Consider the following 22,677-nt stretch of genomic DNA (forward strand, 5'->3'; position numbering starts at 1 on the left):
CCCGCCGCCGCTCAGAACGGATACCACCGCACCGCCTCATCCCCCTCCCGCAACGACGCCACCCGCCGCTCGAACTCGGCCAGCGCCTTCGGGTTGCTCGGCGCATGCTGGGAAACCCATGCGCAACTCGCCGTCTCCCGGGCTCCGCGCAGCACCGAGCAGCCCTCCCACTCCCGTACATCCCAGCCGTAGGTCTCGACGAAGGAGTCGTAGGCCGCCGCGGGCAACCCGTACCGATCGCGTGAGAGCGCCATGACCACCAGGTCGTGCTCGCGCAGATCGGCGGAGAAGGTCTCCAGGTCGACCAGGACCGGCCCGTCCGGGCCCACATGGACATTGCGCGGCAGTGCGTCCCCGTGGATGGGCCCGGGGGCCAGACGGGGCGTCAGCCCGGCCGCAGCCGCCGCGAATCCGTCCCGCCGCTCCCGCAAGTACGCCGCGTCCGCGGGGTCGATCGCGTCGCCGGCCAGCCGCAGCCACCGCTCCACGCCGCCCAGCAGCTCGCGGGGCGGCAGTTCGAAGGAGGGCGTGGGCAGGGCGTGCACGACCCGTAGCAGTTCGGCCAAATCCCTTGGTTCGGCGGGCCGTACCGGGTCGGGGAGGCGGTGCCACACGGTCACCGGGTGCCCCTCCACCAGCAGCGCCTTGGGCTCGGCCGCCCGCACCGCCGGCACGCCCGCCTCTTCCAGCCACACGGCGATGTCCAGTTCGCGCCGTGCCCGGCCGAGGAGTTCGGCGTCGCGGCCCACCTTGACGACCAGGTCACCTGCGGCGAACACCGCGTTCTCACCGAGGGCGAGCAGTCGCGCGTCCCGGGCCGGACCGGGCAGTACCCCCGCCGCACCCAGTACGTCCCGCGCCCGTGCCTCGTCCATCGTCCGCCTCCATATGGTCCCGCCTCGCCGTGAACAGCGTCGGATTCCCGCCATCCACGGCTCAGTCTCGCATTTCCACAGGTCGGACCGCGTGCGCGCTGTCTTGACGGGGCAGAGCGCCTTCACGACCATGACGGGGCCCGTTCCGAGCAGCGCAAAGGGGCTGATGTGAGGCTGATTCCGTGACATCGGTGACCGAGGCGGACAGGCCGGTGAGACGCGCGCCGGGCGGCAAGCCGCGGCAGCGGCGCGTCACGGATCACGGCGCCTGGTTCCTCGTACTTCCCGCGCTGATCCCCATCCTCGTCCTGAGCGTCGGACCGCTCCTCTACGGCATCCTGTTGTCCTTCACCGACGCCCAGTCCGGACGAACCCAGCCCACCCAGTGGATCGGCGGTCTCAACTTCCGGGACCTGCTGGACGACACGCTGTTCTGGGAATCGTTCCGGATCGGCCTGGTCTGGGCCGTCGGCGTCACCGTGCCGCAGTTCCTGCTGGCACTGGGCCTCGCCCTCCTCCTCAACGAGGACCTGCGGCTGCGCTGGCTGGCCCGCGCCCTGGCGATCATCCCGTGGGCCATGCCCGAGGTCGTCGTCGGCGTGATGTGGCGGCTGGTCTACAACCCCGACGCGGGCATCCTCAACGAGACCCTGCGCGACCTGGGCCTCGGCGACGGCCGTGACTGGCTCAGCGGGCTCGGCACCGCCCTGCCCGCCGTGATCGTCGTGGGGATCTGGGCCGGGATGCCGACCACGACGGTCGCCCTGCTCGCCGGCCTGCAGAACACCCCGCGCGAACTGCACGAGGCCGCGGCCGTGGACGGCGCCGGGGCCTGGCGTCGCTTCCGCACGGTCACCTGGCCGGCCCTGCGGCCCGTCGCCCTGTCCATCACGGCGCTCAACCTCATCTGGAACTTCAACTCCTTCGCCCTGGTCTACGTGCTCACCAGCGGCGGCCCCGGCGGCCGCACCCGACTGCCCATGCTCTTCGCCTACGAAGAGGCCTTCCGCTACGGACAGTTCGGCTACGCGGCGGCGATGGGATGCGTGATGGTCGCGGTGATCTCGATCGTCCTCGCCGTCATCCTCGTCGGCCGGATCAGGGGAGGTGACGAGGCATGAGGACCAGCCGAACCGGCCGCGCCGGACAGTATGTCGCCCTGCTCGCGTACCTCCTCTTTCTCGCCTTCCCCTTCCTCTGGCTGATCTCCACCGCCTTCAAACCCCCACGCGAGCTGGGCAGTCTGCACCCCACCTGGATCCCGGAGGACCCCACCCTCGCCAACTTCCGCCAGGCCTTCGACGAACAGCCCCTCCTGGACGCCGCCCTCAACTCCCTGATCGCCGCACTCGGCGCGGCCCTGATCGCCGTGCTGCTCGCGACCCCGATGGCCTACGTCATGGCCCGCAGGCGCACGCTGCTCGCGCGAGCCGCGACGGGGTGGGTGATCGTCAGCCAGGCGTTCCCGCTCGTGCTGGTGATCATCCCGCTGTTCCTGGTGCTGAAGAACCTGGGGCTGATCAACTCGGTGCCGGGCCTGATCATGGTGTACGTGGTGTGGGCGCTGCCCTTCGCGCTCTGGATGCTCGTCGGATACGTCCGTGCGGTGCCGCCCGAGCTGGAGGAGGCGGCGTCGGTCGACGGGGCCGGGCGCCTACGGACCCTGGTCTCGGTGACCGCGCCGCTGCTGGCGCCCGGGATCGTGGCGACGGCTATGTTCGCGTTCGTCACGGCGTGGAACGAGTTCTTCTTCGCGCTCGTTCTGCTGAAGACCCCGGAGAAGCAGACCCTGCCGGTCGTCCTCACGCACTTCATCGGCGCGGAGGGAGTCGCGGACCTCGGCCCGCTGGCCGCCGCCGCGTTCCTCGCGACACTGCCCTCGCTGGTCGTGTTCGCGCTCATCCAGCGGCGGATCACGGGCGGCATGCTCGCCGGGGCGGTGAAGAACTGATGCGTACGAGACTGCTGCCGGCCCTTGCCGTCGTCCTGGCCCTGCTGCTCGCGGGCTGCGGTGGCGACGACCGCGACGGCGCCGACGACGGACGTGTCACCCTGCGTTTCCAGTCCCTGGCCTGGCAGGAGGAGTCCGTCGAGGTCAACAAGGAACTGGTGAAGGAGTGGAACGACACTCACCCCGACGTCAAGGTCGAGTATGTCCAGGGCAGTTGGGACAGCGTCCACGACCAGCTGCTCACCTCGTTCGAGGGCGGTGAGGCCCCGGACATCATCCACGACGCCTCGGACGACCTCGCCGATTTCGCATACGGCGGTTACCTCACCGATCTGACCGACCTCCTGCCGCAGCGGCTCAAGTCCGATATTCCGCAGCGCAGTTGGGACACGGCGACCTTCGGGGACGGGATCTACGGCGTCCCCTTCCTCCAGGAGCCACGCGTCCTCATCGCCAACGCGACATGGCTGAAGGAGTCCGGCGTACGGATCCCCACTCCGCAACGCCCGTGGAGCTGGCCGGAGTTCCGGCGGATCACCGCACAGCTCAGCGGCGACGGCAAGTACGGGGTCGCCTGGCCGCTGAAGGAGCCGGTCTCCGCCAGCCTCAACCTGTCCCTCTCGGCGGGTGGGCAGCTGTTCCACCGAGGCGCCGACGGCAAGGTGACCGTCCGCTTCGAAGCGGCCGACGAGGTGATGCCCGGCACCGTCCACGACCAGGTCAACACCGATCACAGCGCCTCGCCGACCACCCTGGGCAGCGGCGGCTCGGACACCCTGCCCGGCTTCTTCGGCGGCCGGTACGCGATGGTCCCGCTCGGCTTCTCCTACCGTCAGCAGATCGAGCAGCAGGCGCCCAAGGGCTTCGACTGGCAGGTGCTGCCCGCCCCGGCGGGCGCCGACGGACTCACCCAGGGCGTCAGCCCGCAGACCCTGTCCGTCGCCGAGGACAGCCCGCACAAGCGGGAGGCGGCCGCCTTCATCGACTTCCTGCTGCGGCCCGAGAACATGGTCCGGCTGGCGCTGGGCGACTGGATGCTGCCGACCGGTACCGCGGCGCTGAAGGACCCCGCCCTGCACACCGCCGAGAACGACTGGGCCACCGGCACCGCCCTCGCCGCCCACCTGCGCTCGGCGCCCGCGCAGTCCGTGCGCGGCTACCCGGAGTGGAAGGACAAGGTCGCCACGCCCGCCTTCCAGGAGTACTACAGCGGAGCCATCGGCGTCGACGAGCTGCGCGACCGCCTGGAGGAGGACGGGAACCTGGTGCTGGCGCGCTACCAGCGCTGAATGAAGTCGTATCGACGCCGACATGATGCCGACGAAATTCGGTTGTCCTCGTCTCCCGGCCACGCCTAGCGTGGCGTCCGTGGCAGCGAACAACGCGATCATCAACACCGGTCTCGGCCGGGGCTACGCGCACTCCGTACGGATGCGCCGCGGCCCCGGAGCCCTGACCGGCCCGGGGAGCCACGCCCGCTGATCCGTCGCGGACCGGCGTTTTCTGCGTCCCGCTGACTGCTCTCCCGCTCTCTTCCTCCTGTCTTCCGGTCAGGGCCTTCGTCTGCCCTTTTCCCTCCCCACGGAAGACAAGGACCGCAGGCCATGGCCCGCCCCACCCGCGTATCCCGCGCGCTCTCCCAGAACTTCCTCGCCGACCGCGCCGCCGCCGGACAGCTCGCCCGGCTCGCCGTACCGCACGGACGTGAGGCACCCCTGCTGCTCGAAGTCGGCGCCGGAAAGGGTGCGTTGACCGAGCAGCTCGCCCCGCGCTGCCGGCGCCTCCTCGCGTACGAGATCGACCCCCGGCTCGTCCCCGCACTGCGCTCGCGCTTCTCGGACACACCCCAAGTCCGCGTCGTCGGCGAGGACTTCCTCACCGCGCGACCACCGCGCACACCGTTCTCCGTCGCCGGAAACGTGCCCTTCTCCCGCACCGCCGCCATCGTCGACTGGTGCCTGCGGGCACCCGCCCTCACCGACGCCACACTCCTCACCCAGCTCGAGTACGCCCGCAAACGCACGGGTGACTACGGCAGCTGGACCCTGCTGACGGTCCTGAGCTGGCCCCGCTACGAGTGGCGTCTGCTGGGGCGGGTCGGGCGGCGCAGCTTCCGTCCCGTGCCCGGCGTGGACGCCGGGATCGTCCGCATCGAGCGGCGCCGCACGCCGCTGCTCGACGCCGGGGCGTACGAGAGCTGGCGGCGACTGGTGGAGCTGGGCTTTTCCGGGGTCGGCGGCTCGCTGCACGCCTCGCTGCGCCGGGCGCACCCGAGGCGACGGGTCGACGCGGCGTTCCGCAGGGCGGGCATCGAGGCGACCGTGCTCGTCGGCGGGGTGCCGCCGGGGGAGTGGCTGAGGCTGCACGAGGTGCTGGCCCCGTGAAACAGAGTTGCACGAGACGTATCGTCTCGCATATCTTCGGTGCCATGACCAGTCCCGCTCACATCGCCATGTTCTCCATCGCCGCCCACGGCCACGTGAACCCCAGCCTCGAAGTGATCCGCGAGCTGGTGGCACGCGGGCACCGGGTCACGTACGCGATTCCGCCGGCCTTCGCCGAGAAGGTGGCCGGGACGGGCGCCGAGCCCAAGCTCTGGAACTCCACGCTGCCCGGGCCGGACGCAGACCCGGAGGCCTGGGGCTCCACCCTCCTGGACAACGTCGAGCCGTTCCTCGCCGACGCGATCCAGGCCCTTCCGCAGCTGATCGAGGCATATCAGGGAGACGAGCCGGACCTCGTCCTGCACGACATCACCTCGTACCCGGCACGCGTCCTCGCCCATCGATGGGGCGTGCCCGCGATCTCGCTCTCGCCGAACCTCGTCGCCTGGGAAGGCTACGAGGAGGAGGTCGCCGAGCCGATGTGGGCGGAGCCGAAGCAGACCGAGCGCGGGCAGGCCTACTACCGCCGCTTCCACACATGGCTGGAGGAGAACGGCATCACCCAGCACCCGGATCCGTTCGCCGGCCGGCCCGACCGCTCGCTCGTCCTCATCCCGCGGGCCTTGCAGCCCAACGCCGACCGCGTCGACGAGACGACGTACACCTTCGTCGGCGCCTGCCAGGGCGACCGGGCGGCCGAGGGCGACTGGCAGCGGCCCGACGGCGGCGAGAAGGTCGTACTCGTCTCCCTCGGGTCGTCCTTCACCAAGCAGCCCGCGTTCTACCGCGAGTGCGTGAAGGCCTTCGGCGAACTGCCGGGCTGGCACCTGGTGCTCCAGGTCGGCAGGCACGTCGACCCGGCCGACCTCGGCGACGTACCGCCGAACGTCGAAGTGCGATCCTGGGTGCCGCAGTTGGCGATCCTCAAGCAGGCCGACCTGTTCGTCACCCACGCCGGCGCCGGCGGCAGCCAGGAGGGCCTGGCCACCGCCACCCCGATGATCGCGGTACCGCAGGCAGTGGACCAGTTCGGCAACGCGGACATGCTCCAGGCGCTGGGCGTCGCCCGGCACATCGCCACGGAGGAGGCCACGGCCGAGGCCCTGCGCGAGACCGCCCTGTCCCTCGTCGACGACCCCGAGGTCGCCCGGCGTCTGAAGGACGTCCAGGCGCAGATGGCGGGGGAGGGCGGCACCAAGCAGGCCGCGGACCTGATCGAGGCGGAGCTGGCCGCCGCACAAGAGACCCGCGAGAACGGCTGACAAACGCAAGGCCCGTCGACTCCCCCCGGAGTCGACGGGCCCCACTCGCACGTCAGGCGGATCAGACAGGCACCCGCTCGCCCTCGTCGTCCCGAGCCGCACTTCGCGTCACGGCCTCTGGCGCCTCGTCGTGCGTGAGGTCCGGCAGGCGGTTCAGCCACTTCGGGAAGTACCAGTTGCGCTCGCCGAGAAGTGCCATGACCGCCGGGAGCAGGACGCCCCGGATGATCGTCGCGTCGATGAGGACCGCCGCCGCGAGGCCGACGCCCATCTGCTTCATGGACTGCATCGACAGCGTGCCGAAGATCGCGAACACGGCGACCATGATGACCGCGGCGCTGGTGACGACACCGGCCGTGGTGACCACGCCGTGCTGGATCGCGTCCTTCGTCGTACGGCCGCGCAGCCGCGCCTCGCGGATCCGCGAGACCACGAACACGTGGTAGTCCATCGACAGGCCGAAAAGGATCACGAAGAGGAACAGCGGCAGCCAGGTGATGATGGCGCCGACGCCCTCCGCACCCACCAGCGACGCGCCCCAGCCGTGCTGGAAGACGGCGACGAGGATGCCGTACGCCGCGCCCACCGACAGCAGGTTCAGCACGATCGAGGTGATCGCGATCGTCAGCGAGCGGAAGGACAGCAGCATCAGCCCGAAGGCGAAGACCACGACGAACGCGAAGACCGGGATGACCGCTCCGGCCAGCTGGTCGTTGAAGTCCTTCGAACCGGCGACCTGCCCGGTGATCGGCGCCTCGACGCCGTCGACCTTGCCGAGCGTGGCCGGCCGCACGTCGTCGCGCAGCTTGTCCAGGCTCGTGCCCGCCTTGTCGAGGTCGGAGCCGCCGACCAGCGGGACGTACACGAAGGCGACGTTCTGATCGTCGTGCAGCTTGATCTCCACCGGGCCGCGCGAGGCACCCGAACTGATCGCCCGCTCACGGAAGTCGGCCAGCGCGGACTTCACCTCGGGAGCGTTGATGTCGCCCGCCTTGACGACCACCTCGGCCGGCTCGGAACCGCCCGGGAAGGCCTCGTTGACCCGGTTGTACGTCTGCACGATCGGCAGCGAGTCGCCGAACTCCTGGTCCAGCGTGAGGTTCTGCGTCTTCATGCCGACCGCCGGCGCCGCGATGGCGAGCAGCGCGCCGGCCGCGACGACGACCGAGATCACCGGCCGGGCAAGAACGCCCTTGAGTACGGCCGTCCAGAACCGGCTCTCGCGGTTGCCCTGCCCACGGTTGCGGCGGAGCTTGCTCTGCGGGTGCAGGAAGGGGATCTTGCCCTTCTCGACCCGCTCACCCAGCAGCGACAGCAGCGCCGGAAGCACCGTCACCGAACCGACCATGGCGACCGCGACGACCATCAGCGAGGCCAGGCCCATCGCCTCGAACTCGGCGAGGCCGGTGAACAGCATGCCGGCCATCGCCACGCACACCGTGACGCCCGAGACGATGATCGCGCGGCCGCTGGTCGCGGCGGCGACCCTCAGGGCCGTCTGCGCGTCCCGGCCGGCCTCGCGCTCCTCGCGCTCACGGCGCAGATAGAACAGGCAGTAGTCGACGCCGACGGCCAGACCGACCAGCAGCATCACCGAGTTCGCGGTGTCGCTCATCGGCATCACATGGCTGACGATGCCCATCAGGCCCATCGTCGCCATGATCGCGGTGACCGCCAGCAGCACCGGCAGCAGGGCCGCCACCAGCGCGCCGAAGGCGATGAGCAGAATGCCGAGGGCCACCGGCACCGCGGAGTACTCGGCCTTCTGGAAGTCGTCCCCGAACGCGTCGTCGAACGTCTTCATCATGCTGGCGCCGCCGATCTCCTCGATCCGCAGCGACTCATGGTCCTTCTGGACGTCCTCGACCGCCTTCAGCACCGGCTCCACACGCTCACCCGCGGTGTCCGAGTCGCCGCGGATGTCGAACTGCACCAGCGCGCTGCGCCCGTCCTTCGAGATCGTCTGCGTGTCGTACGGCGAGGTCACGTCCGTGACCTTGCCGGTGCCCTCGACCGCCTTGACGACCGCGGTGACGGCGGTCCGGAACTCGCTGTCGGTCGCCTGGAGCGACCCGTCCTTCGCCTGGATCAGGACGGTCTCACTGGCCGGCTCCTCGATCCCGGCGTCCTCGATGATCTTGGCGGCGGTGTGCGTCTCGCCCTTCAGCTGGTCGCTGTCCTTGACGTCGACCCGGCCGGCCGCCGAACCGAGGCCCATCGCCAGCACGACGAACAGCACCCAGACGCCGACGGCAGCCCATCGATGGCGGGCGCTCCAGCCGCCGGCGCGGGCGGCGAGGCCCCGCACACGTGTGTCTCCGTTCCCCATGACGGGCTTGCCCCCTTGATTGCGGTGGCGGCCCCCTGCCGCCTCCTTTCGTTTCGAAGGTATGGGCCGGATAAAGCCATCTCGTCGTGCTGCTCGGTGAAAGGCAGAGGCCAGAACTCATCCCCTTGGCCCGTGGGTCCTCCCCACTGGGGAGGATGGGCGTCCCTTACATCTATCCGGCGGTGTCGGGGATGACGATCAGGGCCGAAAAGCTTGTGCTCGATGCTGACCGGTAAGTAACTTACGGGTCCGGGCCGCCGTCGTGCCCACCCCCACGGGGCACGAAGGCGGCCCCGGCGCACCCGGTCGTCCTAAGGTGGCCGGATGACGACGTATGCGGCGCTGCTGCGCGGAATCAACGTGGGCGGCAGCAGAAAAGTCCCGATGGCCGACCTGCGCACCCTGATGACCGGCCTCGGTTACGACGGCGTACGCACCTACCTCCAGAGCGGTCAGGCGGTCTTCGCCACCGACCACGGCGACGAGGAGTCCCTGGGCGTGGAACTCGCGTCGGCGATCGAGAAGCACTTCGGCTTCCCCGTGGACGTGATCGTGCGCGACCACGCCTACCTCCGGGCGATCGCGGACAACTGCCCGTTCCCCGCAGCCGAGTTGGAAGGCAAGCAGCTCCACGTCACCTACTGCTCCGCCCCGGTCGACGCCGAGCGATTCGCGGAGATCGACCAGGCCGCCTACCTCCCGGAGGAGTTCCGCATCGGCGACCGCGCGGTGTACCTGTACGCCCCGAACGGCCTGGGCCGCTCCAAGCTCGCCGAAATTCTGTCGCGGCCCCGGCTCAGCAAGGGTTTGATCGCCACCAGCCGCAACTGGAACACGGTCGTAAAACTTGTGGAGATGACCGGTGACTGAACACGATCCCGCCGTACGGGCCGCCGTCGAGGGCGAGCTGAGGCTGCTGGACCCCGCGGTCCGACGCTCGCACAGGCTGCTCGGGTCCCTGCTGCACCCCGACTTCCACGAGTTCGGATCGTCGGGGCGGCGCTGGGACCGGGCGTCGACCATGGCCCGCCTGCCCGCCGACACCGATCCGGCAGCAGCCCGGTATGCCGTCACCTCCGAGATCCAGGGCGTCCGGCTCGCCCCCGACATCGTCCATCTCACCTTCGACACGGAGTGCAACGGCGTCCACGCACACCGCAGTTCACTGTGGCGGCGAACGGCCGACGGCTGGCAGATGTACTTCCACCAGGGCACGCCGTTCAGCCCCGAGGAGGAGTGACCGTGCGCTACGTCATCATCGGGGCAGGAGCCGTCGGCGGCGTCATGGGCGGACGGCTCGCGGGGGCGGGCCACGAGGTCGTGCTGGTCGCCCGGGGTGCCCACTTCGAGGCCCTACGCGACCGCGGCCTGCGCCTCAGGGTGCCCGAGGGCGAGCTGACCCATCGGCTGCCGGTCGTCGACGGCCCGTCCGAGCTCGGGGAGCTCCGCCCCGACGACGTCCTCGTCCTCGCCGTGAAGACACAGGACAGCGCGGCCGCGCTGCAGACGTGGGGACCCGTACCGGTCGCGGGAGGCAAGACGGCCGCCGAGCGGCTGCCCCTGATCTGCGCGCAGAACGGCGTCGAGAGCCAGCGCCTCGCCCTGCGGGTGTTCCGGCGGGTGTACGGCGTCTGCGTCTGGCTGCCCTCGACATACGTCGAACCCGGCGTCGTCTCAGCGGCCGGCAGCCCCCTCACCGGCATCCTGCACCTCGGCCGCCACCCGCACGGCACCGACGAGACCGCCCGTCGCCTCGCCGCCGATCTGGAGAAGTCGCACTTCGAGGCACCGGTCGTCGCGGACGTGGCGCGCTGGCAGTACGCCAAGCTGCTGTCCAACCTCGGCAACGCCCTGGAGGCGGTCACCGGCCCCGTCGACAGCGAGGAGGCCGCGGCGCTGTTCCGGCGGGTGTGGGCCGAGGGCACGGCCGTGCTCGACGCCGCGGGGATCCCGTACGCGAGCGCCGAGGAGCAACGCGCCGTACGGGGCGACAAGGTCACCCTCGTCCCCCTCGACGGCGCCCCGCGCGGCGGCGGCTCGTCCTGGCAGTCCCTGACCCGGGGCACCGGCACCATCGAGGCCGACTATCTCAACGGCGAGATCGCCCTGCTGGGCCGCCTGCACGGCGTACCGACCCCGCTGAACGACCTCCTCCAACGCCTCGCCAACGCGTTCGCGCGCGAGCGACGGGCGCCTGGGGCGATGCCGGTGGGGGAACTGGTGCGGCTTGCCGAGGAGGCGGCGGTGCAGATATCGGGTGAGGACGCGGGCGGACTCTTCGGCTGAGGGCCGGCTCAGGCGCCCACGGCCGCGAGCACCGGCACCCGCGCCGCGTCGTACCGCTCCAGCAGCACCCGCGCCACCTCGGGCGCCGCGCCGAGCACGTCCGCCAGGACGTCCGCGTCGGCCGCGCCCCGCGCGATGCGGTCGGGGAGGAAGCCGGGGGCCAGGACGTACGGCGCCACGGCCACCCGCTCGCAGCCGAGTTCCCGCAGCTCGCGTACCGCGTCCTCGGTGCGGGGAAGAGATGCGGAGGCGAACGCAGGCCGCACGGCGCACCAACCGGTGTGCCGCCACTCCCGCGCGATTTCTGCGATCACTGCGATCGCCTCCGGGTCGGTGGACCCCGCCGAGGCCAGCACGACCCCGGTCGAGGACTTGTCGGCGGGCGTCAGACCCGCCTCGTACAGACGCCGTTCCAGCGCCGCCATGAGCAGAGGCGACGGCCCCAGCACCTCCGCTTGGCGGATGCGCAGCTGGGGCGGCGCGTCCCGCAGCACCGCGGGGATGTCGGCCTTCGCGTGGAACGCGCGCGTCAACAGCAGGGGCAGGGCCACGACATCCCGGACACCCTCCGCCGCCAGCGACTCCAGCACGCCCTGCACGGACGGGATGTTGAAGTCCAGGAAGCCGGTCTCCACCCGTACGTCCGGGCGCAGCGAGCGCACCCGCCGTACCAGGGCATGCACCGTCGCGGCGTGCCGCGGGTCGCGGCTGCCGTGGGCGATGACGAGAAGAACCGGCTTCGTGAACACAGGCGTCAGCTCCTTGGCAGCAGACCGCGGCTGCGCAGGACCGACCGCTCCAGTGGGCTGAAGATGAGCAGGTCGATGGCGATGCCGACGATCAGGATGAGGAGGATGGCGAAGAAGACCGTGGACATGGAGCTGGTGTTGCGGCCGTTCTCCAGCAGCTGACCCAGCCCCACACCGAGGTCGGGGGAGGAGGCGATGATCTCCGCGGCCATGAGTGAGCGCCAGGAGAAGGCCCAGCCCTGCTTCAGGCCGGCCAGGTAGCCGGGCAGCGCGGCCGGCATCACGATGTGCCAGGTGCCCTTGAGCCCGGTCGCGCCCATCGTGCGGCCCGCTCGCAGGAACAGCGGCGGCACCTGGTCGACGCCGGAGACGAGGCCGTTGGCGATGGAGGGGACCGCGCCGAGCAGGATCACCGCGAACATCATCTTGTCGTTCAGGCCCAGCCAGATCACCGCCGGCGGTACCCACGCGACCGAGGGGAGGGACTGCAGACCGGACAGGATCGGCCCGATCGCCGCCCGCACGAACCGCACCCGCGCCACCAGCAGCCCCAGCGGGGTGCCGATCGCGAGGGCGAGCAGGAAGCCGAGCAGGCCGCGCGAGACGGACGTCCAGATGTACTCGTGGAGGGTGCCCTGAAGCCACGCCTCACGCAGCTCGCCCCACACGTCGGACGGTGAGGGCAGCTTGGTCGGGTCGTCCGCGACGCCGGTGGAGATCAGCAGTTGCCAGACCACCAGCACCAGGGCGATGGCGGCGATGGGCGGCAGGACCTTCTGCGTCAGGGTCTTCCGGAAGGGTGTGCGGCCGGTGTGGACGGTTTCCAGGGCGTCCAGGCCGGCTTCGAGTCCGGCGAGATCGTTGCCGTCCTTGACGGTCGTCTCAGTGCTGGCCATGACGGCGGATCTCCCCACGCAGTTCTTCGGTGATCTCGACGGACAGCTCGGCGACCGCGGTGTCCTCGATGCGGCGCGGGTGCGGGATGTCGACCGTCCACTCCCGGGCGACCCGGCCGGGGCGTGAGGACAGCAGCACCACGCGCTGGGCCAGGCGGACCGCCTCGCGCACGTTGTGCGTGACGAACAGGACGGACACGCCCGTCTCGCGCCAGATGCGGGTGAGCTCGTCGTGCAGGACGTCACGGGTGATGGCGTCGAGTGCGGCGAACGGCTCGTCCATCAGCAGCAGGTTGCTGTCCTGGGCGAGCGCGCGGGCCAGGGCGACGCGCTGGCGCATGCCGCCGGACAGCTCGTGCACCCGCTTGCCGTACGCGCCCTTCAACCGGACCAGTTCGAGGAGTTCCTCGGCGCGCTCACGCCGCTCGTTCTTGGCGACGCCCCGGAGTTTGAGGGCGAGTTCGATGTTCTTGCCGGCGGTCAGCCACGGGAACAGGGCGTGTTCCTGGAACATCAGTGCCGGGCGGCCGTCGGTGGTGATGCCGCCGGCGCTGGGCTTGTCGAGTCCGGCGACGAGGTTGAGCAGTGTCGACTTGCCGCAGCCGGAGGCGCCGAGGAGGGTGACGAACTCGCCAGGGGCGACATCGAGGGTGATGTCGTCGAGGACGAGTTGCTGCCCGGCGGGGCCGGCGAAGGACTTCGAGACATGCTCGATACGCGCGGCGTGCTCCACGGACGTAACCGTGTCGGCGGCCTTGGCGAGGGCGGTTGCCATGGTCGTCACCTCCTGTGAACTCATCGGGTGCGGTGGTTACTTGCTGCCGAGGTCGGCGTCGTCGACTTCGGGCTCGCCCTCGGCCTTGAGGACCTTGTTCAGTGGGGCCAGGTCGTAGATGCCGGTCAGGTCCGGCTTCTGCAGCAGCCCTGCCTTGACCGCGTGCTCGGCCTCGGTGTTCAGGGTCGCGGCGAGCGGGTCGTCGGTGACCTGGATGGACTGCCATGCCGGGTCGAGCACGTTGGCGGGCAGCGGCTTGCCGGTGTCGGCCTTCAGTTGCGCGTTCGCCGCGGCCTTCGCCCGCTCCGGGTTCGCGTCGATCCACTTGTTCGTCTTCACCGAGGCACGCAGGACGGCCTCCACGGCCTTCGGGTGCTCCTTCAGGAAGCTCTGCGACACGATCACGTTCGTGATCACGAACTTCTTGTCCGGCCACAGGTCGGCCTCGTCCAGGAGTACCTTGCCGCCCTCGGCGACCAGCTTGGACGCGGTCGGCTCCGGCACCCACGCACCGTCGATCGAGCCGGACTTGTAGGCGTCCGGCGTGATCTTGTTGTCGGTGCGGACGACGGAGACGTCACCCTGGCCGCTCTCCGCGTCGACCTTCCAGCCCTGCTCGGAGATCCAGTTGAGGAACGCGACGTCCTGCGTGTTGCCCAGCTGCGGCGTCGCGATCTTCTTGCCCTTCACGTCCTTCAGGGACTTGACCTTCTCCGGGTCGACCACGAGCTTCACCCCGCCGGAGGCCGAGCCGGAGATGACCCGCAAGTTCTTCCCGCCCGACTTGATGTAGCCGTTGATCGCGGGCGACGGGCCGATCCAGCCGATGTCGATGGAGCCGGAGTTCAGCGCCTCGATCTCCGAGGGCCCGGCGTTGAACGTGGCGTACTCCGCCGTCGTACCGCCGAGCTCCTTCTGGAACATGTCCTGGTGCCGGCCGACCAGCGCGGTGGCATGGGTGAGGTTCCCGAAGTAGCCGATCTTCACCGAGTCCAGGCCCTCGACCTTCGGCGCCCCCGCAATCGCCTGCTCGGTGTTCTCCTTGGCCTGCGAGCCGTAGCCGCAGGCCGCGAGGGCCAGCAACGGCAGCGCGGCCAGGACGGCGAGGGTCCGTCGCAGGGCGGGGGTGGCAGGCACGGGAGGTGTTCCTCTCGGTGGCCCGGCGCTCACGCCCGTATCAGGTCGTGGCCGGGGGGTCGGCAGGTTCGTCCGGAGCGGCGCGCATACGGTGCACGCAGGTCAGCGCACACATCGCGACACTCCGCCCTGCCCGCTCCCGAGGGCGCCGCTGCCGACGCGGCCGCCCTCCTTCGCGAACGTGGAGAAGTAGTCGAGGGGCCTCATGTCAGAAGTCCCACCCGTCGTCGTCGGCCTCGTCCTTGACCGGCTCCGGCGAGGCGAACGACTCGCCGACCATGCCCGCGGTCAGCGTCGTGCCGTCGTTGGGGTCGATCAGGATGAAGGAACCGGTGCGGCGGGAGTCGGCGTAGGAGTCGACCGGCAGCGGCTCGGCGGTACGGATCTTCACGCGGCCGATGTCGTTGGCGACGAGTTGTCCGGGGTGCGGGTGCAGGGACAGGTCGTCGAGGGTGAGCCGGGACGGGATGTCCTTCACGATCGCCTTGACCGTGCGGGTGCCGTGCTTGAGGAGCACCCGGTGGCCGACGGTCAGCGCGGCGTCGGCCACGTGGCAGACGGTGGCCTCGATGTCCTGCGTGGTCGCGGGCGCGTCCTTGGCCGGGACGATCAGGTCACCGCGTGAGATGTCGATGTCGTCCTCCAGCAGGAGGGTCACCGACTGGGTGGTCCAGGCGATGTCGACCGGCTCGCCGAGCAGGTCGATCCCGGAGATCTTCGACGTACGGCCCGACGGCAGTACCGTCACCGACTCCCCGACCCGGAACGAACCGGCGGCGATCTGCCCGGCGTAGCCGCGGTAGTCGGGGTGCTCGGCGCTCTGCGGACGGATCACGTACTGCACGGGCAGCCGCGCGTGGCAGTGGCTCAGGTCGTGGCTGACCGGCACCGTCTCCAGGTGCTCCAGGAACGTCGGGCCGCCGTACCAGTCCATGTTCGCGGACGGGTCCACCACGTTGTCGCCGGCCAGCGCCGAGATCGGGATCGCGGTGATCTCCGGAACACCCAACTCCAGCGCGTAGGCCGTGAACTCCTCGGCGATCGCGGCGAACACCGACTCCTGGTAGTCGACCAGGTCCATCTTGTTCACCGCGAGCACGACGTGCGGCACCCGCAGCAGTGCGGCGATCGCGGCGTGCCGGCGGGTCTGCTCGACCACCCCGTTACGGGCGTCGACCAGGATCACCGTCAGCTCGGCGGTGGAGGCGCCGGTGACCATGTTGCGGGTGTACTGCACGTGGCCGGGGGTGTCGGCGAGGATGAACCGGCGCCGGGGGGTGGCGAAGTAGCGGTAGGCCACGTCGATGGTGATGCCCTGTTCCCGCTCGGCCCGCAGACCGTCGGTGAGCAGTGCGAGGTCGGGGGCGTCCTGGCCGCGGTTGCGGGAGGCGTGCTCCACGGCCTCCAACTGGTCGGTCAGCACCGACTTGGAGTCGTGCAGCAGGCGTCCGACCAGCGTCGACTTGCCGTCGTCGACGGAACCGGCCGTCGCGAACCGCAGCAGAGTGGTGGCCGAGAGCTCCTCGGTCGTGATCGTGCTCATGCTTAGAAGTACCCCTCGCGCTTACGGTCTTCCATCGCGGCCTCGGACATCTTGTCGTCGGCGCGGGTGGCGCCGCGCTCGGTGAGCCGGGACGCGGCGATCTCGGTGATGACCTGCTCCAAGGTCACCGCGTCCGAATCCACGGCGCCCGTGCAGGACATGTCGCCGACGGTGCGGTAGCGGATGAGCCGCTTCTCGACGGTCTCGCCGTCCTTCGGCCCGCCCCATTCGCCGGCGGTCAGCCACATGCCGTTGCGGGCGAACACGTCACGCTCGTGCGCGAAGTAGATGTCCGGCAGCTCGATGCCCTCGCGGGCGATGTACTGCCACACGTCCAGCTCGGTCCAGTTGGAGAGCGGGAACACGCGCACGTGCTCGCCGGGAGCGTGACGGCCGTTGTAGAGGTTCCACAGCTCGGGCCGCTGGCGGCGCGGGTCCCACTGCGAGAACTCGTCCCGCAGCGAGAAGACGCGCTCCTTGGCCCGTGCCTTCTCCTCGTCCCTACGCCCGCCGCCGAAGACCGCGTCGAACCGCTCGCTCTGGATCTTCTCCGTCAACGGCACCGTCTGCAGCGGGTTGCGGGTGCCGTCCGGCCGCTCCTTGAGGACTCCCCGGTCGATGTAGTCCTGCACCGACGCGACGTGCAGCCGCAGGTTGTGCTTCTCGACCGTGCGGTCGCGGTACTCGATGACCTCGGGGAAGTTGTGCCCGGTGTCCACATGCAGCAGCGTGAACGGGACCGCCGCGGGAGCGAACGCCTTCAGCGCCAGATGCAGCATGACGATGGAGTCCTTGCCACCGGAGAACAGGATCACCGGCCGCTCGAACTCACCCGCCACCTCACGGAAGATGTGAACCGCCTCGGACTCCAGCGCGTCCAGGTGCGAGAGGGCGTACGGGGAGTCCGTACCGTCCTCGCCTCCCTTGACCGTGGCAACGGTCGTCGTCATGCCAGTCCCCTCTCGGTGAGCAGCGCGTGGACCGCGCCCGCGGATTCCTGGACGGTCTGGTTCTGGGACTCGATGCGCAGATCGGGCGACTCGGGTGCCTCGTACGGGTCGTCGACCCCGGTCAGGCCCGTCAGCTCGCCCGCGGCCTGCTTGGCGTACAGACCCTTCACATCGCGTACGGAGCACACGTCGACCGGCGTGGCCACGTGCACCTCGAGGTACGCCGTCCCACCCTCCTGGTGACGCTTGCGCACGGCCTCGCGGCTGTCGGCGTAGGGCGCGATCACGGGGACGAGCGCCGTCACGCCGTTACGGGCGAGCAGTTCGGCCAGGAAGCCGATGCGCTGCACGTTGGTGTGCCGGTCCTCGCGGCTGAAGCCGAGGCCCGCCGAGATGAACTCGCGGATCTCGTCGCCGTCGAGCACCTCGACGCGGTGGCCCTCCGTGCGGAGCCGGCCGGCCAGTTCGTAGGCGATGGTGGTCTTGCCGGCGCTCGGCAGACCCGTGAGCCAGACGGTGGCTCCGCTCGTCACGTGGTTCTCCCCACTCGCAGGAAACGTAGAAAGCTCAGTCATGGGTCAGCCGTGCAGCCCGCACTCGGTCTTGGCGCGGCCCGCCCAGCGGCCGGCGCGCGCGTCCTCGCCGTCGAGGACCCGGCGGGTGCAGGGGGCGCATCCGACAGAGGCGTAGCCGTCCATCAGCAGCGGGTTGGTCAGGACACCGTGTTCGGTGACATACGCGTCCACGTCGTCCTGGGTCCAGCGGGCGATCGGGGAGATCTTCACCTTCCGGCGCTTCTCGTCCCAGCCCACGACCGGGGTGTTCGCCCGGGTCGGCGACTCGTCGCGGCGCAGCCCGGTCGCCCAGGCCACATAGTCCTTCAGGCCCCGCTCCAGCGGCTCGACCTTGCGCATCTTGCAGCACAGGTCGGGGTCGCGGTCGTGCAGCTTGGGCCCGTAGTGCGCGTCCTGCTCGGCGACCGTCTGACGTGGGGTGAGCGTGATGACGTTGACGTCCATCACGGCCTCGACCGCGTCGCGGGTGCCGATGGTCTCCTCGAAGTGATAGCCGGTGTCCAGGAACACGACATCGACGCCGGGCATCGCGCGGGAGGCGAGGTGGGCGACCACCGCGTCCTCCATCGACGAGGTCACGCAGAAGCGCTTGCCGAAGGTGTCGGCCGCCCACTGGAGGATCTCCAGCGCGGAGGCGTCCTCCAGATCACGGCCCGCCTGCTCGGCGAGCGCCTTGAGATCCTCTGTCGTGCGCTCTTCCTGAATCGCGGTCATATCTCCTCTCCCCCTGCGTCGTTGTGCTGAAGGCCCCGGGCGAGCAGCCCGAGGAACTTCAACTGGAATGCGCGGTTGCACGCCGCGCATTCCCATGCGCCGTGGCCCTGCTCGCTCGGCCGCAGGTCCTCGTCGCCGCAGTAGGGGCAGTAGAAGGGGGCGGCCCGCTCGCTCATGACAGGGCCTCCTCGGACGCGCGGGTGACCCAGGCGGCGAAGCGCTCGCCGTCCTCGCGCTCGTCCTGGAAGCGCTTGAGGACACGCTCGACGTAGTCGGGCAGTTCGTCGGACGTGACCTTCAGACCACGCACCTTGCGCCCGAACCCGGCCTGCAGACCGAGCGCGCCGCCCAGGTGCACCTGGTAGCCCTCGACCTGCTCGCCCTCGTCGTTCAGGACCAGCTGCCCCTTGAGACCGATGTCCGCGACCTGGATACGGGCGCAGGCGTTCGGGCAGCCGTTGAGGTTGATGGTGATCGGCTCGTCGAAGTCCGGGATCCGGCGCTCCAGCTCGTCGATCAGCGCGGCGCCGCGCGCCTTGGTCTCGACGATCGCGAGCTTGCAGTACTCGATGCCGGTGCAGGCCATGGTGCCGCGCCGGAAGGCGGACGGCCTGGCCGTCAGGTCCAGCGCCTCCAGGGCCTCGACCAGCGGCTCGACCTGCGCCTCCTCGACGTCGAGGACGATCATCTTCTGCTCGACGGTGGTCCGCACCCGGCCCGAGCCGTGCGCCTCCGCCACCTCGGCGATCTTCGTCAGCGTGGCACCGTCGACGCGGCCGACGCGCGGCGCGAAACCGACGTAGAAACGGCCGTCCTTCTGCCGGTGCACACCGACGTGGTCACGCCAGCGCTCGGTGGGCTCGGCCGGCGCGGGGCCGTCGACGAGCTTGCGCTCGAGGTACTCGTCCTCCAGGATCTGGCGGAACTTCTCCGGGCCCCAGTCGGCGACGAGGAACTTCAGACGGGCGCGCGTACGCAGGCGTCGGTAGCCGTAGTCCCGGAAGATGCCGACCACGCCCGCCCAGGCGGCAGGCACCTCCTCCAGCGGCACCCAGGCGCCGAGCCGGACGCCGATCTTCGGGTTGGTGGACAGACCGCCGCCGACCCACAGGTCGAAGCCGGGGCCGTGCTCGGGGTGCTCGACACCGACGAACGCCACGTCGTTGATCTCGTGGACGACGTCGAGGAGCGGGGAACCGGAGATCGCCGTCTTGAACTTGCGGGGCAGGTTGGAGAATTCCTTGCTGCCGATGTAGCGGTCGTGGATCTCGTCGATCGCCCAGCTGCCGTCGATGATCTCGTCCTCGGCGATTCCGGCGACCGGCGAGCCGATGACGACGCGCGGGCAGTCACCGCAGGCCTCGGTGGTGGACAGACCGACGGCCTCCAGCCGGTCCCAGATCTCCGGCACGTCCTCGATGCGGATCCAGTGCAGCTGGATGTTCTGCCGGTCGGTGATGTCCGCGCTGCCGCGCGCGAACTCCTCCGAGATCTCGCCGATCACTCGCAGCTGCTGCGTGGTGAGACGGCCGCCGTCGATCCGGACGCGCAGCATGAAGTACTTGTCGTCCAGCTCCTCCGGCTCCAGGATCGCGGTCTTGCCGCCGTCGATCCCGGGCTTGCGCTGGGTGTACAGACCCCACCAGCGCATACGTCCGCGCAGGTCGTTGGGGTCGATCGAGTCGAAGCCGCGCTTCGAGTAGATCGTCTCAATGCGTGTCCGCACATTGAGACCGTCGTCGTCCTTCTTGAACTGTTCGTTGCCGTTGAGCGGGGTGAAGTGTCCCGCGGCCCACTGGCCCTCACCGCGGTGACGGCTCACCTTGCGGCGGGGAGTCGCGGCGGCAGGCTTCTGCGGGGTGGCGGCCATGGTGGTTACGTCCTTCGGGACAGGCGGGAATGCGGCTCTGACCTGCGCGTACGGGCGCATGGGCATACGTGCGCGGCGTTGCGCGGGAATGAAGCAGAAAGAGGGAGATGTCGGGTGCTGCGAGGTTGTCAGCGCACCGGACAGATGGCGCTGGACATGCGGCCGAGGTCGACGTGCCGCCGACTCACCAAGGCAATTCCAGTTCCAGACATGACGGAAGCGTGGCATGGCGATCTGGACACAGTCCAGCTTCGTCCGACATGCGGACACCCTTGTCCCGTAGAGTGAGACAAGGGTGTCGTCGGTCACATGGCCCGTATCGGCCGTTTCTGCCCAGCTCAGCCAGGGTACGCCCCGGGCCACGGTCCGGGCGTGGCCGCCTCGGTCTCCTCCTCGACCTTCGTGTCGAAGAGCGTGAAGCCGCGACGCAGGTAGTTGTCCATGGCGTGCTCCCCGTCCTTGCTGCAGGTATGCAGCCATACCCGCTTCGTCCGGTCCAGCTCCGGCCGGCGTTCCGCCAGGTCCCAGGCGCGGGCTGCGCCGTACGCCAGCAGATGCCCGCCGATGCGCCGCCCGCGGAAGGCCGGAATCAGGCCGAAGTAGACGATCTCCACGACCCCGTCGTCCTGTGCTTCCAGCTCCACGTACCCCGCCGGCGTCCCACGGTCGTAGGCGACCCATGTCTCGACACCCGGACGCTCCAGATGCTCCCGCCACTGCGCGTACGTCCAGCCGAGCCGGTCGATCCACCGGATGTCCCCGCCCACGGACGCGTACAGAAACCGGCTGAACTCGGGGGAGGGCACCTCGGCCCGCACGATCCGCACATCTCCGTCCGGGGCGGCGGCCGGGAGGAGGTCGGCGGGGGAGTTCTGCTCCAGGGACCAGGTGGTCACGGGGATGTTGGTCATGACGGCCAGGGAATCATCCGGGTGGACGGTCTGTCGATCGGCGTCCACCCGGGCCACCGGTGCCGGGCGACTACCCCAGTGCCTCGTCGATCGACTCCAGCGGCATCGCGAACAGCGTCCGGCCCGACTGGGACCAGACCTCGCCGGTTGCCTCCCAGTAGGACAGGGGACCGGCCTCGGTGCCCCAGCAGCGGGGGGCGCTCTCCGAGCCGCAGCGCGTTGCCTCCGCCCCCTCGGTGTCCTGGCGCCAGAGACTGCCGTGGCGGTCCGTGGGGGCCGGGGCGCGGCCCAGATACCAGGCGGAGTGATCCGCGCCGGTCGCCCGGTGCGAGAGGACCCCCGCGATGCCGGAGGCCTCCGTCTCGTACGCCTCGACCGTGCGCACGGCTCCGGTGGCGTCGACGGCCGGCAGGCCGGGGCGGGCCGGGTCCTTGCTGAAGTCGTAGCGCCACAGGCGGGCGGGCCGGTCGCTGTCGGCGGCGGTCCACTCGCTCGCGACCAGGCTGTCGGGTGCCGTACTGCGGTCCAGGGAGATGCCGCCGAGGCGCGGGGCGGCGCTCCCGCCGGTCAGACGGTACGAGCCGACGGCCGGCAGGACGAAGCGGTAGCCGTGGGCCGACCAGCCCTCGTCCACGCGACCCACCGCGGCGCTGTCGACCGTGGTGCGCTGGACGCGGTTCATGTCGTACACGTACAGCCCGTCGGAGGCCGTGACCAGCAGCTTGTCCTGGTACCAGACCATCCCGGAGAGGCGGGAGCTCAGGGCGCGGTAGTCGCGGCCACCGTCCACCGGGACGACGAGGAGGGCCGACGCGTACCTCAGGCGGGCCAGGTCGTTCGCGTCGACGAAGGCGACCCGGGCGAGACCCCGGTCGGCGCTGCCCTGGCTCCAGCCGGAGAGCAGCACCCTGTTGTCGTTCCACCAGCCGTCGTCGTCGGCGTCCCCGGAGGTGGTGACCGCCCCCGCCCGCCAGGCCCGGGTGTCGGCGGCGTCCCAGCAGTACGTGCGCGTGGCCGTCGGCGCGACCGGCAGCGCGGTGCGCTGGGTGGCCGTACAGCCGTCCGCGCGGCGCAGGCTGCGGTCGGCGGTTTCCAGAACGGCACGGACACCGACCGGCTTGCCCATCCCGGCGGCGAGTTCGTCGAGGGTGGCCTGCGACACCGGCTGCTCCTGGAGGCGGAGCGCGCGGGTGTCGGCGGCCCTGGTGAGAGGCTCCAGCGCCCCGGGGTTGTCACCGACCGTGGCCTGCGAGGCGCTGATCATCGTGGCGGCTGCGGTGAGGGCGAGGGCGGTGCCGGCGAGGAACGCGCGCGCGGCACGGCCCTGCTTGCGTCGACGGTGTCTGCCGCGGTGCTTCATCAAACCTCCCGAGGCGGGCCAACTGCGGCCATTGGTCCGTGCGTTGACCAAAGGAGCAGGTGGGGCGGCCCGTACAGGGATGCTACGGCAGTTGGGCACGCTTGCGGACT

22 protein-coding genes and 1 pseudogene are annotated in these 22,677 nt (G+C 70.3%); 8 read left to right on the forward strand and 15 right to left on the reverse strand.

Annotation, left to right across the window (positions count from 1 at the left end; translation table 11 throughout):
• Window positions 1–11 precede the first annotated feature (11 nt).
• A complete protein-coding gene (locus ACZ7L5_RS02730) occupies window positions 12–875 on the reverse strand; it encodes a phosphotransferase enzyme family protein (protein ID WP_471513792.1) in 864 nt (287 codons plus the stop codon).
• 182 nt (window positions 876–1,057) lie between these two features.
• Between ACZ7L5_RS02730 and ACZ7L5_RS02735 the strand changes: the two genes are divergently transcribed.
• The 5 genes and pseudogenes from ACZ7L5_RS02735 (at window position 1,058) to ACZ7L5_RS02755 (ending at window position 6,472) form a co-directional block, all read left to right on the forward strand.
• On the forward strand, window positions 1,058–1,996 hold the full coding sequence (locus tag ACZ7L5_RS02735) for a carbohydrate ABC transporter permease (RefSeq protein WP_467480244.1): 939 nt from the start codon (window positions 1,058–1,060) through the stop codon (window positions 1,994–1,996).
• Window positions 1,993–2,826, forward strand: coding sequence for a carbohydrate ABC transporter permease (locus ACZ7L5_RS02740; RefSeq protein WP_471513795.1), 834 nt, complete (start codon window positions 1,993–1,995; stop codon window positions 2,824–2,826). The genes ACZ7L5_RS02735 and ACZ7L5_RS02740 overlap by 4 nt, the downstream gene beginning before the upstream one ends.
• Entirely contained in the window at window positions 2,826–4,115 is a 1,290-nt protein-coding gene (locus ACZ7L5_RS02745) for an ABC transporter substrate-binding protein (protein WP_471513797.1), read from the forward strand. The genes ACZ7L5_RS02740 and ACZ7L5_RS02745 overlap by 1 nt, the downstream gene beginning before the upstream one ends.
• Before the next feature lie 315 nt (window positions 4,116–4,430).
• The gene (gene erm / locus ACZ7L5_RS02750; protein WP_471513799.1) at window positions 4,431–5,210 is read left to right on the forward strand and encodes an ErmE/ErmH/ErmO/ErmR family 23S rRNA (adenine(2058)-N(6))-methyltransferase; all 780 of its coding nucleotides are present in this window, start codon (window positions 4,431–4,433) and stop codon (window positions 5,208–5,210) included.
• A 7-nt stretch (window positions 5,211–5,217) separates the two neighbouring features.
• A pseudogene (locus tag ACZ7L5_RS02755) lies at window positions 5,218–6,472 on the forward strand (glycosyltransferase).
• Between the two features lie 61 nt (window positions 6,473–6,533).
• Here the strand turns inward: ACZ7L5_RS02755 and ACZ7L5_RS02760 are convergent.
• Window positions 6,534–8,801, reverse strand: coding sequence for an MMPL family transporter (locus tag ACZ7L5_RS02760; protein WP_471513801.1), 2,268 nt, complete (start codon window positions 8,799–8,801; stop codon window positions 6,534–6,536).
• 324 nt (window positions 8,802–9,125) lie between these two features.
• On the opposite strand from ACZ7L5_RS02760, the gene ACZ7L5_RS02765 reads away from it, so the two are divergent.
• The 3 genes from ACZ7L5_RS02765 to ACZ7L5_RS02775 are packed head-to-tail and all read left to right on the forward strand — an operon-like array spanning window position 9,126 to window position 11,087.
• Complete coding sequence (locus tag ACZ7L5_RS02765; RefSeq protein WP_471513803.1) at window positions 9,126–9,671, forward strand: DUF1697 domain-containing protein; 546 nt, start codon at window positions 9,126–9,128, stop codon at window positions 9,669–9,671.
• The gene (locus ACZ7L5_RS02770) at window positions 9,664–10,041 is read left to right on the forward strand and encodes a nuclear transport factor 2 family protein (protein ID WP_471513805.1); all 378 of its coding nucleotides are present in this window, start codon (window positions 9,664–9,666) and stop codon (window positions 10,039–10,041) included. The genes ACZ7L5_RS02765 and ACZ7L5_RS02770 overlap by 8 nt, the downstream gene beginning before the upstream one ends.
• Before the next feature lie 2 nt (window positions 10,042–10,043).
• Complete coding sequence (locus ACZ7L5_RS02775) at window positions 10,044–11,087, forward strand: ketopantoate reductase family protein (protein ID WP_471513807.1); 1,044 nt, start codon at window positions 10,044–10,046, stop codon at window positions 11,085–11,087.
• An 8-nt stretch (window positions 11,088–11,095) separates the two neighbouring features.
• Here ACZ7L5_RS02775 and ACZ7L5_RS02780 read toward each other — a convergent pair whose 3' ends face one another.
• From ACZ7L5_RS02780 to ACZ7L5_RS02840, 13 genes are all read right to left on the reverse strand, one after another.
• On the reverse strand, window positions 11,096–11,836 hold the full coding sequence (locus ACZ7L5_RS02780) for a sirohydrochlorin chelatase (protein ID WP_363050371.1): 741 nt from the start codon (window positions 11,834–11,836) through the stop codon (window positions 11,096–11,098).
• Window positions 11,837–11,841: 5 nt separating this feature from the next.
• Window positions 11,842–12,732, reverse strand: a complete 891-nt coding sequence (locus ACZ7L5_RS02785) for an ABC transporter permease (protein ID WP_471513809.1) — start codon at window positions 12,730–12,732, stop codon at window positions 11,842–11,844.
• Window positions 12,719–13,507 (reverse strand): ABC transporter ATP-binding protein, encoded by a 789-nt coding sequence (locus tag ACZ7L5_RS02790; protein WP_363031635.1) that lies wholly within the window; start codon window positions 13,505–13,507, stop codon window positions 12,719–12,721. The genes ACZ7L5_RS02785 and ACZ7L5_RS02790 overlap by 14 nt, the downstream gene beginning before the upstream one ends.
• A gap of 36 nt (window positions 13,508–13,543) precedes the next feature.
• A complete protein-coding gene (locus tag ACZ7L5_RS02795; RefSeq protein WP_471513811.1) occupies window positions 13,544–14,644 on the reverse strand; it encodes an aliphatic sulfonate ABC transporter substrate-binding protein in 1,101 nt (366 codons plus the stop codon).
• A 208-nt stretch (window positions 14,645–14,852) separates the two neighbouring features.
• Complete coding sequence (locus ACZ7L5_RS02800; RefSeq protein ID WP_328878430.1) at window positions 14,853–16,187, reverse strand: sulfate adenylyltransferase subunit 1; 1,335 nt, start codon at window positions 16,185–16,187, stop codon at window positions 14,853–14,855.
• A gap of 2 nt (window positions 16,188–16,189) precedes the next feature.
• Complete coding sequence (cysD, locus tag ACZ7L5_RS02805) at window positions 16,190–17,137, reverse strand: sulfate adenylyltransferase subunit CysD (RefSeq protein WP_383603968.1); 948 nt, start codon at window positions 17,135–17,137, stop codon at window positions 16,190–16,192.
• The gene (gene cysC / locus ACZ7L5_RS02810) at window positions 17,134–17,712 is read right to left on the reverse strand and encodes an adenylyl-sulfate kinase (RefSeq protein WP_471513813.1); all 579 of its coding nucleotides are present in this window, start codon (window positions 17,710–17,712) and stop codon (window positions 17,134–17,136) included. Before cysC ends, cysD begins: the two co-directional genes overlap by 4 nt.
• Window positions 17,713–17,715: 3 nt before the next feature.
• A complete protein-coding gene (locus ACZ7L5_RS02815) occupies window positions 17,716–18,426 on the reverse strand; it encodes a phosphoadenylyl-sulfate reductase (RefSeq protein WP_471513815.1) in 711 nt (236 codons plus the stop codon).
• Entirely contained in the window at window positions 18,423–18,602 is a 180-nt protein-coding gene (locus ACZ7L5_RS02820) for a hypothetical protein (protein WP_314205404.1), read from the reverse strand. The genes ACZ7L5_RS02815 and ACZ7L5_RS02820 overlap by 4 nt, the downstream gene beginning before the upstream one ends.
• Window positions 18,599–20,296 carry a nitrite/sulfite reductase gene (locus ACZ7L5_RS02825; RefSeq protein ID WP_471513817.1) on the reverse strand — a complete coding sequence of 566 codons (1,698 nt, stop codon included), beginning with the start codon at window positions 20,294–20,296 and terminating at the stop codon, window positions 18,599–18,601. The genes ACZ7L5_RS02820 and ACZ7L5_RS02825 overlap by 4 nt, the downstream gene beginning before the upstream one ends.
• Before the next feature lie 128 nt (window positions 20,297–20,424).
• Window positions 20,425–20,508: a putative leader peptide gene (locus tag ACZ7L5_RS02830; protein WP_349817346.1), complete on the reverse strand. Its 84-nt coding sequence runs from the start codon at window positions 20,506–20,508 to the stop codon at window positions 20,425–20,427.
• Window positions 20,509–20,634: 126 nt separating this feature from the next.
• Window positions 20,635–21,207, reverse strand: coding sequence for a GNAT family N-acetyltransferase (locus tag ACZ7L5_RS02835; protein ID WP_471513819.1), 573 nt, complete (start codon window positions 21,205–21,207; stop codon window positions 20,635–20,637).
• Between the two features lie 70 nt (window positions 21,208–21,277).
• A complete protein-coding gene (locus tag ACZ7L5_RS02840; protein WP_471513821.1) occupies window positions 21,278–22,567 on the reverse strand; it encodes a hypothetical protein in 1,290 nt (429 codons plus the stop codon).
• Window positions 22,568–22,677 lie beyond the last annotated feature (110 nt).

It is taken from the genome of Streptomyces sp. NPDC107528 (genome assembly GCF_055639295.1).